This is a genomic window from Streptomyces akebiae, from assembly GCF_019599145.1.
Classification (GTDB): Bacteria; Actinomycetota; Actinomycetes; order Streptomycetales; family Streptomycetaceae; genus Streptomyces; species Streptomyces akebiae.
Window position 1 is genome coordinate 1,213,883 of sequence record NZ_CP080647.1, and the last position, 15,835, is coordinate 1,229,717.

Here is a 15,835-nt window from a genome sequence, read left to right on the forward strand (position 1 = left end):
AGCGATTCAGTCGGGCACATGACAGCGTTTTATCGAGCTACGCCGCTTTCAGAACTATTCGGGTTGTACGGGTTGGACGCCCCTCTCGCCCGCTTCCTCCCCCGGCCCCTCACTCTGCGTGAATCACCCGGAGGGCGAGTGGCTAGCATCCGGGGCATGGAGCCTCAACTGCTGGACACCGTCGCCGACGGGATCGCGACCGTCGTCATCCACCACCCCGCCAAGCGCAACGCCATGACGGCCGGGATGTGGCGAGCGCTGCCGCCGCTGCTCGACCGGCTGGCCGCCGACCCCGGGGTACGGGCACTGGTGCTCACCGGGGAGGGCGGGACGTTCTGCGCGGGGGCCGACATCTCCACCCTGCGAGGGGCCCCGGAGGAGGCACAGGAACTGGCGGGCCTCGCCGAGGAGGCCCTGGCCGCCTTCCCGAAGCCGACCCTCGCGGCGATCCGGGGGCACTGCGTGGGCGGCGGCGCGCAGCTGGCGGCGGCCTGCGATCTGCGGTTCGCGCGGGAGGGAGCGCTGTTCGGGATCACCCCGGCGAAGCTGGGGCTCGTCTACCCCGCTTCCTCCACCCGCCGGCTGGTGTCGCTGGTCGGGCCGAGCACCGCCAAGTACCTGCTGTTCTCGGGAGAGTTGATCGATACGGAGCGGGCGCTGCGCACGGGGCTGGTGGACGAGGTGCTGCGCGCCGGTGAACTCGCGGAACGGGTGGCGGAGTTCACCCGGATACTGGTCTCGCGCTCGCGGCTGACGCAGACGGCGGCCAAGGAGTTCGCGAACGGCCGCACCGACCGCGACGCCCACTGGGCCGAGCAGGCGCGGGGCAGCGGCGACACCGCGGAGGGCGTCGCCGCGTTCCTGGAGCGCAGACGGCCCCGGTTCACCTGGTCGGCGTGAGGGCCGCGCCGAGGGCGGTCACATCAGGGCGAAGCGGCTGTTGGTGCGGAACTCCTCCACGAGGTGGGCGGGCGCCTTGTGCGGGGCGCCGACGTCGTAGGGCGGCTGGGGGTCGTACTCGATCATCAGCTGTACGGCCTGGGCGTGTTCGTCGCCCGCGATCCGACCGATCAGGGTCAGGCCCATGTCGATGCCGGAGGAGACCCCGGCCGCGGTGGCGTACTTGCCGTCGATGACGACCCGCTCCCCCGTCGGCTCGGCGCCGTACTGCTTCAGGAAGTCCAGCGCCAGCCAGTGGGAGGTGGCCCGGCGGCCTTCGAGGAGCCCCGCGCCGGCCAGGATCAGGGAGCCGGTGCACACGGAGGTCGTCCAGGTGCTCGTGCGGTCGGCCGTGCGCAGCCAGTCGAAGAGGGTCTCGTTCTCCATCTGCTCGAACTGGCCGGGGCCGCCCGGCACCACGACGACGTCGGGACTCGGGACCTCGGCGAGCGTCCTGTCGGCGGTGAGCGCGAGGGCGCGGGTGTCGGAGCGGACGGGGCCGCGCTCCTCGGCGACGAAGACGAGTTCGGCGTCGGGCAGACGGCCGAGGGTCTCGTAGGGGCCGACGGCGTCCAGGGCGGTGAAGCGGTCGAAGAGAACGATGGCGATCTGCATCGGTTTCCTTTCAGCGGATGCGGGCGGGGGCCGGGACTGCGGCCGGACGGAAGCGGCGGCGGTACTCCGCCGGGGAGGTGGCGAGCGCCTTCACGAAGGCGCGGCGCATGGCCTCGGCGGTGCCGTAGCCGCAGGCGCGGGAGATCTCCTCCACTCCGTCGGAGGTGTCCTCCAGGAGGCGGCGGGCGTGTTCGAGGCGGACGCGGTCGACGTACCGGCCCGGGGTCATGCCCGTCTCGGCCCGGAAGGCACGGGCGAAGTGGCGGGGCGAGAGGCGCGCGCGGGCGGCCAGGTGGTCGACGCTCAGGTCGTCGCCGGGATGCTCGGTGATCCATCGCTGGACCTCGCGGAGCGGTTCCCGTTGTGCGGTCTGGGCTGCGAGCTGGGCGCTGAACTGGGCCTGGTTGCCCGGGCGGCGCAGGAAGACGACGAGCTGGCGGGCGATGTCGAGGGCGGCCTCGCGGCCGATGTCCTCCTCGACGAGCGCGAGGGCGAGGTCGATGCCGGAGGTGACGCCGGCGGAGGTGGCGACATGGCCGTCGCGGACGTAGATGGGGTCGGGGTCGACCTCGATCGCCGGGTGGTGGCGGGCCAGTGTGTCGCAGTACGCCCAGTGGGTGGTCGCCCGGCGGCCGTCCAGGAAACCCGCCTCGGCGAGCAGGATGGCGCCGGTGCAGACCGAGACCAGGCGGTCCGCACTCGGGCCGTGCTCGCGCAGCCAGTCGACGACCTCGGGAGCCGGGTTCCGCGTACCCCGGCCGCCCGGGACGAGCAGGGTGTGCGGGGCGGGGGCGGTGGCGAGGGTGTGGTCCGGGACGAGGGTGAGGCCGCTGGAGGTCCGTACGGGTGTGCCGTCCAGGGAGGCCGTGCTGATGCGGTAGGTCCCCGGGGTGTGCTGCTCGGCACCGGCGAAGACCTCCAGCGGACCGGTGACGTCGAGGCTCTGCACGTCGTCGAAGAGGACGACCAGGACAGTTCGCATGCCTTCGATTCTTGGGCGGCCGGACCATGACCGCAATGACGAGTACCCCACCTTTCCTGCCATCGTGGGAGGTGAGCGAGGCCGCCACCCCCTGGCGTACCAACCAGTCGGTAACCTGCGGGTATGACCTCTTCCCTTCCGGAGCGCGCCGGGCGGCGCTGCCACAGCCTCCTCAATCCGTTCCACTCCGCGCACTACTTCTCGCCGGACCTCGGGCGGGAGCTGGCCGCCGTGGGGATCGACGACCCGAAAGCGGCGTACTTCGCCGTACGGGCCGCCGCCCTGGGCGGCGTCGGAGCGGGTGTCGTGACGGCCACGTTCTTCAACTTCCGTCACGAGCTGGTGGCGGAGCACGTGCCCGCCGTGTGGGAGACGGCGTCGCCGTCCGTGGTGCTGGCGGCCCGCGAGCGTGCCGTGGACGCCACGCTGCGACGACTGCTCGGCGAGGAGCTGCTCGCCTCCGAGGAGGTCGCCGAGGCGGCGGAGCTGGCGCTGCGCGCCACGGAGGCGTGCGTGCGGACCGCGCGCCCCTTGTACGCCGCGCACGCCGATCTGCCCGTACCCGAGCGCCCTCATCTCGCGCTCTGGCACGCGGCCACCCTGCTGCGCGAGCACCGGGGCGATGGACATCTCGCGGTGCTCCTCGACGCCGGTCTCGACCCGGTCGAGGCCCTGGCCAGCCACGCCGCGACAGGGAAGGGCATGTCCCCGAAGTGGGCCACCACCACGCGCGGCTGGACACGGGACGAGTGGGACGCCGCGAGCGCCCGGCTCCGGCAGCGCGGGCTGCTCGACACCGAGGGCGGACTGACGGAGTCGGGCGTGGCCCTGCGCAGGAAGATCGAGGACGCGACGGACCGTCTGGACCTGGCCCCGTACGAGCGTCTGGGCGCGGCCGGGGTGGAGCGGCTCACCGAGCTGATGACCGGCCTGGTCACGACGATGCTCGGCGCGGGGGCGTTCCCGGCGGGGATGATCGGCAAGAGCTGAGCACGGACGGTACAGGCATGAACGGCGCCGGGCGCGGTACCCGGTCGTTCCTGGCCCACCCAGCCGGGAGACGAAAGGGGAAGTACGTGTTCCGTGCGATCGCAGACGTGTTGCGGCAGATCGGTGGGGCCATTGCGACGGTGGTCACGCTGCCGTTCCGGGCTGTGGCCCGGCTCTTCGGGGGCGCGTCGAGTTCGACGCGCCGCACCGGGCGGGCCCGCCGGGCCTGAGGACGGCCAGGCCTTCGATCACCGGGGAGCCGGACGCGTGGTCGCGTCCGGCTCCCCGGCTGTCCCGGATCCGCGCGTTTCCCTCCCTGGGCCCCCGTTGTCCGTGCCACCTGCCACAATTGCCGCGCAACCTCAGTGGAGAAGGCGGTACGGGATCGTGACGACACCCGAGTCCATCGACGTAGGGTCCATCGAAAGCAGGATCGCCGAGGAGCTCGGCGTACGGGAGCGGCAGGTCAGGGCCGCGGTGGAGCTGCTCGACGGCGGTTCGACCGTGCCCTTCATCGCCCGCTACCGCAAGGAAGCGACCGAGATGCTCGACGACGCGCAGCTGCGCACGCTCGAGGAGCGGCTGCGCTATCTGCGGGAGCTGGAGGAGCGGCGGACCGCCATCCTCGACTCGGTGCGCGAGCAGGGCAAGTTGACCCCCGAGGTCGAGAGCCGGATCCGCGGCGCCGAGACCAAGGCCCGCCTGGAGGACATCTACCTCCCCTTCAAGCCCAAGCGTCGCACCAAGGCGCAGATCGCCCGCGAGGCCGGCCTCGAACCGCTGGCCGACGGCCTGCTCGGCGACCCGACCGTCGAGCCGCTGGCCGCCGCCGCGGCGTTCGTGGACGCCGACAAGGGCGTCGCCGACCCGCAGGCCGCCCTGGACGGCGCCCGGGCGATCCTCACCGAGCGGTTCTCCGAGGACGCCGACCTGATCGGCGAGCTGCGCGAGCGCATGTGGGTACGGGGCCGGCTCGCCGCCAAGGTCAAGGAGGGCAAGGAGGACGCGGGCGCCAAGTTCGCCGACTACTTCGACTTCGCCGAGCCGTTCACCGAGCTGCCCTCCCACCGCATCCTGGCGATGCTGCGCGGCGAGAAGGAGGACGTCCTCGATCTCGTCCTGGAGCCGGAGGAGCCCTCCGAGCAGCCCGGCCCCTCGTCGTACGAGGGGATCGTCGCGCATCGCTTCCAGATCGCCGACCGGGGCCGGCCCGGCGACAAGTGGCTGACGGACACCGTCCGTTGGGCCTGGCGGACCCGCATCCTCGTCCACCTCGGCATCGACCTGCGGCTGCGGCTGCGGACCGCCGCCGAGGACGAGGCGGTGAACGTGTTCGCGGCGAACCTCCGCGACCTCCTCCTCGCCGCTCCGGCCGGGACGCGCGCCACATTGGGCCTGGACCCCGGCTTCCGTACGGGCGTGAAGGTCGCCGTGGTGGACGCCACCGGCAAGGTCGTCGCCACCGACGTCATCTATCCGCACGTCCCGGCCAACAAGTGGGACGAGGCCATCGCCAAGCTGGCGCGCCTGGCCAAGGAGCACGCGGTCGAGCTGATCGCGATCGGCAACGGCACGGCGTCCCGCGAGACCGACAAGCTCGCCGGTGAACTGATCACCCGGCACCCGGAGTTGAAGCTCACCAAGGTGATGGTGTCCGAGGCCGGCGCCTCGGTGTACTCGGCGTCGGCGTTCGCCTCGCAGGAGCTGCCCGGGATGGACGTCTCGCTGCGCGGCGCCGTCTCGATCGCGCGCCGTCTCCAGGACCCGCTCGCCGAGCTGGTGAAGATCGACCCCAAGTCGATCGGTGTCGGGCAGTACCAGCACGACCTGTCCGAGGTGAAGCTGTCGCGTTCGCTGGACGCGGTGGTCGAGGACTGTGTGAACGGCGTGGGCGTGGACGTGAACACGGCCTCCGCGCCGCTGCTGTCCCGAGTCTCCGGCATCTCCTCCGGACTCGCCGAGAACATCGTGGCCCACCGCGACGCCAACGGCCCCTTCACCTCGCGTTCCGAGCTGAAGGGCGTGGCGCGGCTCGGCCCCAAGGCGTACGAGCAGTGCGCGGGCTTCCTGCGGATCCGGGGCGGCTCGGACCCGCTGGACGCCTCCAGCGTGCACCCGGAGGCGTACCCGGTGGTGCGCCGGATGGTGAAGACGGCGGGCAGCGAGGTCGCGGCGCTGATCGGCAACACGAGTGTGCTGCGGTCGCTGAAGCCCGGGGACTTCGTGGACGAGACCTTCGGTCTGCCGACGGTGACGGACATCCTCAAGGAACTGGAGAAGCCGGGTCGGGACCCTCGGCCGGCCTTCAAGACGGCCACCTTCAAGGAGGGCGTGGAGAAGATCTCCGACCTGGAGGCCGGGATGGTCCTGGAGGGGGTCGTGACGAACGTCGCGGCCTTCGGGGCGTTCATCGACGTCGGTGTCCACCAGGACGGGCTGGCGCACGTCTCCGCCCTGTCCCGGACGTTCGTCAAGGATCCGCGTGATGTGGTGAAGCCCGGGGACATCGTGAAGGTGAAGGTGCTCGATGTCGACATCCCGCGGAAGCGGATCTCGCTGACGCTGCGGTTGGACGACGAGGCCGCGCCCAAGGGGCAGGGTGGCGGGCAGGGGCAGTCCGGTGGTGGGGGCGGTCGGCCGCAGCGGGGAGCCCGTGGGGGGCAGCCGCCTCGGCAGCAGGGGCGTGGGGGTGGTGGCGGTTCCCGGCAGGGGGGTGGCGCGGCTCCGGCCAACAGTGCGATGGCGGATGCCTTGCGGCGGGCTGGGTTGGTGGACAAGAAGCGCGGCTGAGGGTGTCGGCGGGGGCTTTTCTCGCCCCCGCCGCCCCTGCCCGTCCTCAAGGGGCTGTGCCCCTTCGACCCCCAGGTGTGGGTCCGGTGAGGGCTGGTCGCGCAGTTCCCCGCGCCCCTGGGGGAAGCAGGGGCTGCGGCCTGCCTCCCCCAGGGGCGAAAGGGCCGTAGGCCCATCAAAAGGCGGATGTCCTCAGTTCTCCGTGACCTTGCCCGCCTCCACGGCCAGACGGCGGGTCACCTTCACCGCGTTCAGCATGCGGCGGTCGTGGGTGACCAGGAGGAGCGTGCCCTCGTAGGAGTCCAGGGCCGACTCCAGTTGTTCGATCGCGGGGAGGTCCAGGTGGTTCGTGGGCTCGTCGAGGACCAGGAGGTTGACGCCTCGGCCCTGGAGCAGGGCGAGGGCCGCGCGGGTGCGTTCGCCCGGGGAGAGGGTGACCGACGGGCGTAGGACGTGGTGGGCCTTCAGGCCGAACTTGGCCAGGAGCGTGCGTACTTCGGCAGGCTCGGTGTCGGGGACGGCCGCGCAGAAGGCGTCGAGGAGGGCCTCGGGGCCGTGGAAGAGGGCGCGGGCCTGGTCGACCTCGCCGACCAGGACACCGGAGCCCAGGGCGGCGTGGCCCGAGTCCAGGGGGACCCGGCCGAGCAGCGCGCCCAGGAGCGTCGACTTGCCCGCGCCGTTCGCACCGGTGATGGCGACGCGGTCCGCCCAGTCGATCTGCAGGGACACCGGTCCGAAGGCGAAGTCCCCCCGCCGCACCTCGGCGCCCCGCAGGGTGGCGACCACGGCACCGGAGCGCGGGCCCGCCGCGATCTCCATGCGCAGCTCCCACTCCTTGCGCGGCTCCTCCACCACATCGAGCCGTTCGATCATGCGCTGGGTCTGCCGGGCCTTCGCGGCCTGCTTCTCGCTCGCCTCGCTGCGGAACTTGCGGCCGATCTTGTCGTTGTCGTTGCTCGCCTTGCGCCGCGCGTTCTTGACGCCCTTGTCCATCCAGGAGCGCTGCATCTGGGCGCGGTCCTGGAGCGCGGCCCTCTTGTCGGCGTACTCCTCGTAGCCGTCGCGGGCGTGCCGACGAGCGGTCTCGCGCTCCTCCAGATAGGCCTCGTATCCGCCGCCGTAGAGGTTGATCCGGTTCTGGGCGAGGTCGAGTTCGAGGACCTTGGTGACCGTGCGGGTGAGGAACTCGCGGTCGTGGCTGACGACGACCGTGCCCGCGCGCAGGCCGGAGACAAAGCGTTCGAGCCGTTCCAGGCCGTCGAGGTCGAGGTCGTTGGTGGGCTCGTCGAGGAGGAAGACGTCGTAGCGGGAGAGGAGGAGGGAGGCGAGTCCGGCGCGGGCGGCCTGGCCGCCGGAGAGGCCGGTCATCGGCTGGTCCAGGTCGACGCCGAGGCCGAGGGTGGCGGCGACCTCCTCCGCACGCTCGTCGAGGTCGGCGCCGCCCAGGTCGAGCCAGCGCTCCAGGCTCACCGAGTACGCGTCGTCGGCGCCCGGCGCGCCGTCCACCAAGGCCTGGGTGGCCTCGTCCATCACGCGCTGGGCCTCGGCCACCCCCGTGCGCCGGGCGAGGAACTGCCGGACGCTCTCGCCCTCCCGCCGCTCCGGTTCCTGCGGCAGGTGGCCGACCGTCGCCGTGGGCGGGGACAGCCGCAGCTCGCCCTCCTCCGGCGGGAGCAGGCCGGCGAGCAGGCGGAGCAGCGTGGACTTGCCGGCGCCGTTGGCGCCGACCAGCCCGATCACGTCTCCGGGGGCGACGACGAGGTCCAGCCCGGAGAAGAGTGAGCGGTCGCCGTGTCCGGCGGCGAGGTTCTTGACGACGAGGGTGGCGGTCACAGGGGGCGATCCTAACGACAGGGCGGCGCCCGGGTCGCGTCGCACCGGTCGGAGCGCTCTCAGCGGGCCATCGGTTCCACCAGCACCGTCCCCGAGGTGCGGGCCACGATGAACGATTCTCCCTTCACCGCTTTCGGGTCCAGGCCGATGCGGTGCCGGCCCGCCGGGAGGATGCCGTCGAAGAAGCGGTAGGTGTGGGGGCGGTAGAGACGGTCGAGGCGGTAGGCGGTGAGCTCCACCCGGCAGGTGGAGGTGATCTCGATGCCGGCCTGCCCACCGGCGGCGACGAGTCGGGTGAGGCGGCGCTGTTCGGCCGGGCTGCGGTCGAGGGCGTGTTCGATCTGGGCGACGAGGAGCGGGATGATCGGGGCGAGCCCGTCGACGTACGCGACCTGGACGCCCGCGCGGTCGAAGGCCAGCCGCACGGCGGCGCGGTCCGCCTCGGCGACGGCCCGTCCGAAGGCCACGGCGCCGTAGGCGCGCAGTTCCTCCGGGGGCACGCCGGCGGCGTCCTGCGCTATGTCGGCGCCGATCCCGATGGCGCGCAGGGCGGCGGCGAGTCTGGCGAGCACGGCGACGCGGGCACCGATGAGCAGGACCCGGCGCCGGGCCGACGGCTCGGCACCCGACTCGCGCAACAGGGATCGCAGGGCACCGCGGTACTCGGAGCCGTGGAAGCGGAAGGGTCCGATGCCGGTGTAGCCGTTGAGCTTGAGGTCGGCCTCCTCCTCCGTCTGCCAGGCGAAGTCCCGCCACACGAAGTCGTCGCCGTCCCGCTCTATCACCGCGGTCACCGCTCCGCAGGCGAGGTCGGCGCATTCGGGGCAGCCGTAGATGACGTAGCGGCCGCTTGTCAGGGGTGGCTCGGCTTCCAGGAGCAGACTGCGCACCTGGGCGGTGAAGATCGAGGGCGGGACGTCGGAGGCGAGGGGGGAGACGGCATCGAGGTCGGAGAGCTGGAACAGCAGCGGGCGTCCGTCGACGATGAAGTCCACGAAATCCCGGTGCACTTGGTAAGCACCGTTGGCGAGGACGCCACCGGCTCGCATCGCCGGTGCCAGGCCGAAGGTCGCGTACTCGGCAGACATGGTGTGAGTATCCCCACAAAGGCAGACTTGTGAGCACGGCATGACATATTCCGTTAACGTCCCTGGGTGACCAGTGAATCGAACAGTGATGTGATCGTGGTCGGTGGCGGAGTCGTCGGTCTCACGACCGCCGTCGTTCTGGCGGAGAGCGGAAGACGGGTTCGGGTGTGGGCGCGGGAGCCCGGGGAGCGCGCGACGTCCGGCGTCGCGGGTGGACTGTGGTGGCCCTACCGGATCGAGCCGGAGGAGTTGGTCGGCGCCTGGGCGCTCGACACCCTCGCCGTGTACGAGTCGTTGGCGGCCCGGCCGGACGAGACAGGCGTACGCATGGTCGAGGGCGTACATGGCGAGACGTCGCTGGACGGGCTCGGCGCGTGGGCCGCACGCGTGGCCGGGCTGCGCGTGGCGACGGCCGAGGAGTACCCGGGTGTCGGGCTGTGGGCGCAGCTGCCGCTGATCGACATGCCGGTCCATCTGCGGTGGCTGCGCGAGCGGTTCGTGGAGGCGGGCGGCGCGGTGGAGGAGCGTACGGTGACCGACCTCGCCGCGGTCGACGCGCCGGTGGTCGTCAACTGCACGGGGCTGGGCGCCCGCGAGCTGGTGCCGGATCCCTCCGTGCGGCCGGTGCGGGGGCAGTTGGTCGTCGTGGAGAACCCCGGGGTCACCACCTGGCTCACCTCGGTGGACCACTCCGGCGCCGAGAGCACGTACTTCATGCCGCAGCCGTGCGGGCTGATCCTCGGCGGTACGGCGGAGGAGGACGCCTGGTCCCTGACACCGGACCCGGTGATCGCCGAGGAGATCGTGCGGCGGTGCGCGGCGGTTCGGCCCGAGATCGCGGGGGCCCGGATCATCGAGCACCGGGTCGGGCTGCGGCCCTCGCGCCCGGCGGTCCGTCTGGAACGCCAACTCCGGCCGGACGGGCGGGTGTCGGTGCACAACTACGGGCACGGCGGGGCCGGGGTCACGGTGGCGTGGGGATGTGCGAGGGAGGCCGCGCGGCTCGCCGCCGGTTGACCTGCCACGGACGCGGGGAACGGCGCCCACAACTCGCCGTCGGGTGACCCGCCACAGACGCGGGGAACGGCGCCCACAACTCGCCGTCGGGTGACCCGCCACAGACGCGGGGAACGGCGCGACCGGCCGTGGCGGGCCTGCGGACGTCCGATCCCCGGGCCCCGGCGGCCGTTCCCCGCGACTGTTCTCACTCCGCGCGATGACCGATCGGGTCCCCCTCGATCTCCGTGCCCTGGCCCGGGCCGACCCGGATCTCGAACTCGCCGTCATAGCGCTTGTGGCCCTCGATGACGGCGAGTTCGACCGCCTCGGAGGCCATCTCCTCGCGGACCATCACGGGGTCCCGGCGCAGGTCGCGCATCATCGCGACACACATGCCGATCATGACCAGGACGAACGGCGCGGCGGCCAGGATCGTGAGGTTCTGCAGGCCGGTCAGGGCGTCGCCCTGGCCGCTGCCGACGAGGAGCATGATCGCGGCGACGGCCCCGGTGACGACGCCCCAGAAGACGACGACGAAGCGGCCGGGTTCGAGCGCGCCGCGCTGGGAGAGCGTGCCCATGACGATGGACGCGGCGTCGGCGCCGGAGACGAAGAAGATACCGACGAGGATCATCACGAGCAGGCTGGAGACCGTGGCGGCGGGGAACTCGTGCAGGACGGCGAAGAGCTGGCCCTCCGGTGTGGCCTTCTCACCGAGCCGGCCCTGCTCCTGGAGCTTCATCGCCGCGCCGCCGAAGACCGCGAACCAGACGAGGCTGACCGTGCTGGGTACGAGGATGACGCCGCCGACGAACTGGCGGATGGTGCGGCCGCGGCTGATGCGGGCGATGAACATGCCGACGAAGGGCGTCCAGGAGATCCACCACGCCCAGTAGAAGACGGTCCAGCTGCCGAGCCAGTCGGCGACGCCCTCGCCGCCGGACGCCTCGGTGCGGCCCGCGAGCTGCGGCAGGTCGCCGAGGTAGGAGAAGACCGAGGTGGGCAGGAGGTCGAGGATCAGGATGGTGGGGCCGGCGACGAAGACGAAGATCGCGAGCACCAGGGCCAGCACCATGTTGGTGTTGGACAGCCACTGGATGCCCTTCTCCACTCCGGAGACGGCGGAGGCGACGAAGGCCAGGGTCAGGACGGCGATGATGGCGACGAGGAGCCCCGTGCTCACCTTGTTCATCCAGTCCAGTTCCCGGAACCCGGAGCCGATCTGGAGGGCGCCGAGGCCCAGGGAGGCCGCCGAACCGAAGATCGTGGCGATGATCGCCAGGATGTCGATGGCCCGGCCTGCGGCGCCGCCCGCGTGCTTCTCGCCGATCAGCGGGGTGAAGACGGCACTGATGGTCTGGCGGCGCTGCTTGCGGAAGGTGCTGTAGGCGATGCCCAGTCCGACCACCGCGTAGATCGCCCAGGGGTGCAGCGTCCAGTGGAAGAGCGTGGTCGCCATCGCCGTTTCCATGCGTTCCCCGGAGCCCGTGGGGCTGGTGCCCGGCGGGGGCGCCGTGTAGTGGGCGAGGGGCTCACTGACGCCATAGAACATCAGACCGATGCCCATGCCGGCGCTGAACATCATGGCGACCCAGGAGACCGTGCGGAACTCGGGTTTCTCGCCCTCGACGCCGAGGTGGATACGGCCGTAGCGGCTGACCGCGAGCCACAGGGCGAAGACGACGAAGCAGGAGGCGGCCAGCATGAACGCCCAGCCACCGTTGTGGATCAGGCCGTTCAACATCTTGCCGGAGACGGTTTCGAGTGCGTCGGTCCAGATGGCGCCCCAGAGCACGAAGGCCAGGGTGAGCGCCGCCGTCACACCGAAGACGACGCGGTCCGTCCGGGGCCGCCCGCCGCCGGGGAGACCCGCCTCCGAACCCGGAAGCGCGCCTCCCCCGTGGTGGGTGGTGCGATGATCGTGCGTCACAGGTGGAACCTTTCAGCGAGTGGCCGGAACTGACCTTCTCCTGCCCAGGAACCCGTACCACATGTGACCTCGATGCTTTCTCGTTCAACAGGCGGTGTCGGGCACCCCCTGTGTCAGGCGGTACGGCGCCCGCTCGTCGAGCAGCAGCGGGACCAGCGCGCGCAGGTGCTGGCGCAGCGGTACGACGACGCCGTCACCGTCGCTTTCCGGCCTCACACGGACACCGTGCAGCGCCAGCTCGTCCGCGACCTCCTCGTACTGCTGTGCGCTGAGCCGGTAGCCGCAGGGCGGGTCCTGGATCACCTCCGCGGGTTCGGCGGGGTCGTTGTCGGCGCCGCCGACATAGACCGGGCCGGTGTCACGGAGGCCGGCGAGACGGGCCGCGCCGGTCACCCGGTCGACCTGTCGGCCGCGTTCGACGACGAAGCCGAACAGGCCTTTCAGTGCGGCGAGTTGGGAGTTCACCCGGCGCAGGTTGTTGGCCGGTTCCGGGGTGTCGGCCGTCAGGGGTTGCACCCGGCTCTCGATCAGCAGCCCGACCGAGTGCTTGATTCCGGACATGTTGCGCAGGATGCGTTCCTGGCCGTCACCGGCGACCTGGCGGATCGGATCACCGGTGACCGGATCGGTCCAGATGCCGTAGGTGCCGGTCGAGTGGCCGGCGGCGCCGGCGGCCGGACGTACGTGGTCGAGGGACAGCTTGCGTGCCTCGTCGTGGACGGCCGGGTCGGTGTTGAGGTTGCGCGGCCAGAGGTCGAAGAGGTCCTTGTCGTAGTACTGCGGGGTGGCACCGTATTCGTGCAGGTCGTAGACGATGTCGGGTGTGCGGTCGCGCAGGACCGCGGCGAGTGCCCGCGCCTCGGCCGTCCGCAGGGCGAGGTGGTCGCGGTTGATGTCGACGCCGTCGCCGTTGCCGCGGGTGTCGGCGGCCCGGCCGTCCGGGTTGGCGGTGGGGACGACGAGCACGCTGGTGGTTCTCAGCAGCCGTTCGGTCCGCTCGTCCCTGGCGAAGGCGAGGTCGCGAACGGTGGTGAGGCAGGCGTCCCGGCCGGAGGGCTCGTCGCCGTGCTGACTGCAGATGAGCAGGACCGTGCGCGAGGTGGGGCGGGTGCCGATACGGACGAGCTGGAGCGGGCGGCCCTGCTCGGTCGTGCCGATCCGGGTCGTCGACACGCGGTCGCTCGCCCGGTCGACGGCGGCCAGGAACGCCTGCTCCTCGGGCTGGCTGGTCCAGCGTGCGCCGCCCGATCGCTCGAATCCCGTGCGCGGCGGGGTGGTGCGGGGGGTGTCCGTCGCCTGCGCGGGCGTGGACAGCAGGGGCACCGCGAGCGCCGTGGCGATCATCAGTGCCGCGATCCGGGCCCTCATGCTCCACCGCCCGGGACGCGGGCGGCCCGGCTCGGGTCGCCGACGCCGTCGAGGACCGAGGACTCCGGGCGGGCGTCGGCGCCCGCGGTGGCCTTCGCGAAGGCCGCGCCGCCGCCGACCAGCGGGACCTGCGCGGAGGTGCGTTTGAGGTCGATGGTCAGGGTGGGCGTGCTCGACGGCGGGTCGATGAGGTCCTCGTCGGTGCCCGCGATGATCAGCGCGAGGCGGTGCCCCGCCGGGACGACGTGATCGCTCGCGTGCAGGTCGAGGGTGATCGTGTACGGGGTGCCGGGGGTGAGCGGGGCTCCCGTGGCGGAGGAGTGGTTGCCGAGGTCGGCCCAGCCGCGGCTGAAGATCGTGTAGTCGACGTCCGCGGTCTTGGCCTTCGTCTCCCGGTAGCAGGAACTGTCACCGGTGGTGCTCGGGCCCCAGCAGGTGCGCTCGGCGAGGGTGGTGATGCCCTCGCCGGTGGTCGCGTAGTCGCGGATGATGTCCGGGCCGAGGTCCACGAGGACCGCCGAGAGATGCGCGGTGGAGGTGGTGGGCGTGGCGGTGACGGTCACCTTGGAGGAGCCGGACAGACGCAGGTCCGTGCCGAGGGGCGCGGTGACGAAGCCCGCCTTCTCCGGGGTGGACCTGTCGATGTGGGCGGCCCAGTCGGTCTCGTTCAGCGCGGGATCGTCGGTGAAGGTCTCGGTGCCGGACCGTTTGCGCAGTCCGAGGGTGCCGACGCCGGGCTCACCGCCCTCGGCCGGACGGAGGGTCGTGGCCCTGGTGGCGCGCGGCGGCCAGACCGTGGACGTCTCCCACCGGTCCGGGTGGCGTTCGATGTCGGCCATCGGCTCGTCGTCGATGCCGTTGTCGTAGCCGAGGAGTTCGTGGTCGAACCAGCGGTGCAGCGTGTCGACCCAGGCGGCGCGGCGGAAGTCGAAGGGGTCGACGTGGCCGACCTCGGAGAGCCAGATCTTGCGCTCGACGCCGTGCTTCGCGAGGGCGTCCCACCACTGGCCGAAGTGCTTGGGGCGGACGTTGAGGTCCTGCTGCCCGTGGATGACGAAGACGCTGGCGTCGATCTTCCGGACGTCCTTGACGTAGTCGCGTTCCGTCCACAGCGGGGTCCAATCCCCGGTGCGTGGGGCGCCGTCGACGAGTTCGCGCTGGACGTGGCCGCACTTGGCGCGGGCGTCGGGACTCTCGACGTAGTCGGACAGCCATTCGGGGCCCGAGTTGTAGAGGGGGGCGCCCTTGGCGAAGTAGTAGTCGTACCAGGAGGAGATCGCGCCGATCGGGACGATGGTCTCCAGTCCCTCGACTCCGGTGGCGGCCACTCCGTTGGCGATCGTGCCGTCGTAGCTCTTGCCGATCATGCCGGTCCTGCCGTTGGTCCAGCCGGCCCGGGCCTTCGTGGTGCCCGTGCGGGTGGTGTAGGCCCGGCCCCGGCCGTTGAGCCAGTCGACGACAGCTTTGGCCGACTGGATGTCGGAGCGGCCGCCGACGTCCACACAGCCGTCGGAGCGGTTCGTTCCCGCGAGGTCGACGGCGACGAACGCGTAGCCGCGCGGCACGAAGTAGTTGTCGTAGAACAGCGGCATCTGGACGACGTTCCCGTTCGCGTCGTACGTCTTGCGCTGCCCCTCGTTGCCGCGTCCACAGCAGGAGTAGTACGGGCTGGCGTCCATGATCACGGGAATCTCGCGGCCCTGCCGGGCGGGTTCACTCGGGCGGACGATGTCGACGGCGACCCGGTCCGGCTTCCCGTCGCGGTCACCGTCGAGCCCGGTGTCCACCCAGACGGATTCGCGGACGGCGTCGTCGTACGAGTAGATCGGCTCACTCGTCCGGGACGTCGGTGTGCCGGCGGCCGCCGGGGTGAGGAACGTGGCCGTGAGGGCGGCGGCCGAGGCCGCCGTCGCGAGCGATCTCCAGGTCGTGAAGCGTGTGCGTCGCACAGGTATCGGCATGCGCGGACGGTACTGCGGTCAACTCCCGTGCGACAGAGGGACTTTGGGGGACTCGCGGGACTTCGGCCATGGTGTGGCCGGAAAGGAGCGTGGGGCCGGATCGCTCGTGAGGGCCGAATGGCGATCGTGTGACGGGAGCGGTTCATGGACACGTCCGGGCTCACAGGGACTCAATGGGCTCCGAACAGCTTCGCGTCGGCGGCGGGACGAGGCGTTCCTCGAGATCCTGAAGGGGTGGCCGGCGAAGTACGCGCAACGGGAACGCGACGGTGGGCGACTTCGTCGCGTACGCCGAGGGCGTTGCCGGTCGGTCCCTGGAGGGCTTGTTCGACACATGGCT

The 15,835-nt window shown here is 71.6% G+C and carries 12 protein-coding genes; 5 read left to right on the forward strand and 7 right to left on the reverse strand.

Annotated elements, in window-relative coordinates:
- The first annotated feature begins 156 nt into the window (after nt 1–156).
- Complete coding sequence (locus K1J60_RS05395; RefSeq protein ID WP_220645154.1) at nt 157–900, forward strand: enoyl-CoA hydratase/isomerase family protein; 744 nt, start codon at nt 157–159, stop codon at nt 898–900.
- A gap of 18 nt (nt 901–918) precedes the next feature.
- On the opposite strand, the gene K1J60_RS05400 is transcribed toward K1J60_RS05395, so the two are convergent.
- Both K1J60_RS05400 and K1J60_RS05405 read right to left on the reverse strand, forming a co-directional pair.
- Nucleotides 919–1,554: a DJ-1/PfpI family protein gene (locus tag K1J60_RS05400; RefSeq protein ID WP_220645155.1), complete on the reverse strand. Its 636-nt coding sequence runs from the start codon at nt 1,552–1,554 to the stop codon at nt 919–921.
- Nucleotides 1,555–1,564: 10 nt separating this feature from the next.
- Nucleotides 1,565–2,536 (reverse strand): GlxA family transcriptional regulator, encoded by a 972-nt coding sequence (locus K1J60_RS05405; RefSeq protein WP_220645156.1) that lies wholly within the window; start codon nt 2,534–2,536, stop codon nt 1,565–1,567.
- A 123-nt stretch (nt 2,537–2,659) separates the two neighbouring features.
- Between K1J60_RS05405 and K1J60_RS05410 the strand changes: the two genes are divergently transcribed.
- The 3 genes from K1J60_RS05410 (at nt 2,660) to K1J60_RS05415 (ending at nt 6,316) form a co-directional block, all read left to right on the forward strand.
- Entirely contained in the window at nt 2,660–3,526 is an 867-nt protein-coding gene (locus K1J60_RS05410) for an SCO6745 family protein (RefSeq protein WP_220645157.1), read from the forward strand.
- 86 nt (nt 3,527–3,612) lie between these two features.
- The gene (locus K1J60_RS45640; RefSeq protein ID WP_169797823.1) at nt 3,613–3,756 is read left to right on the forward strand and encodes an LPFR motif small protein; all 144 of its coding nucleotides are present in this window, start codon (nt 3,613–3,615) and stop codon (nt 3,754–3,756) included.
- Nucleotides 3,757–3,913: 157 nt separating this feature from the next.
- On the forward strand, nt 3,914–6,316 hold the full coding sequence (locus K1J60_RS05415) for a Tex family protein (RefSeq protein ID WP_220645158.1): 2,403 nt from the start codon (nt 3,914–3,916) through the stop codon (nt 6,314–6,316).
- A gap of 192 nt (nt 6,317–6,508) precedes the next feature.
- On the opposite strand, the gene K1J60_RS05420 is transcribed toward K1J60_RS05415, so the two are convergent.
- Nucleotides 6,509–8,149 (reverse strand): ABC-F family ATP-binding cassette domain-containing protein, encoded by a 1,641-nt coding sequence (locus tag K1J60_RS05420; RefSeq protein WP_220645159.1) that lies wholly within the window; start codon nt 8,147–8,149, stop codon nt 6,509–6,511.
- 59 nt (nt 8,150–8,208) lie between these two features.
- Complete coding sequence (locus K1J60_RS05425) at nt 8,209–9,237, reverse strand: oxidoreductase (RefSeq protein WP_220645160.1); 1,029 nt, start codon at nt 9,235–9,237, stop codon at nt 8,209–8,211.
- A 66-nt stretch (nt 9,238–9,303) separates the two neighbouring features.
- Here K1J60_RS05425 and K1J60_RS05430 point away from each other — a divergent pair, with 66 nt between their 5' ends.
- Entirely contained in the window at nt 9,304–10,254 is a 951-nt protein-coding gene (locus K1J60_RS05430) for an FAD-dependent oxidoreductase (RefSeq protein ID WP_259407565.1), read from the forward strand.
- 187 nt (nt 10,255–10,441) lie between these two features.
- Here K1J60_RS05430 and K1J60_RS05435 read toward each other — a convergent pair whose 3' ends face one another.
- The 3 genes from K1J60_RS05435 to K1J60_RS05445 all read right to left on the reverse strand — a co-directional run bounded on the left by K1J60_RS05435 (nt 10,442) and on the right by K1J60_RS05445 (nt 15,495).
- Nucleotides 10,442–12,166, reverse strand: coding sequence for a BCCT family transporter (locus tag K1J60_RS05435; RefSeq protein WP_220645161.1), 1,725 nt, complete (start codon nt 12,164–12,166; stop codon nt 10,442–10,444).
- 84 nt (nt 12,167–12,250) lie between these two features.
- A complete protein-coding gene (locus K1J60_RS05440; protein ID WP_220645162.1) occupies nt 12,251–13,534 on the reverse strand; it encodes a M14 family metallopeptidase in 1,284 nt (427 codons plus the stop codon).
- A complete protein-coding gene (locus K1J60_RS05445; RefSeq protein ID WP_220645163.1) occupies nt 13,531–15,495 on the reverse strand; it encodes a Xaa-Pro dipeptidyl-peptidase in 1,965 nt (654 codons plus the stop codon). The genes K1J60_RS05440 and K1J60_RS05445 overlap by 4 nt, the downstream gene beginning before the upstream one ends.
- Nucleotides 15,496–15,835: the final 340 nt, after the last annotated feature.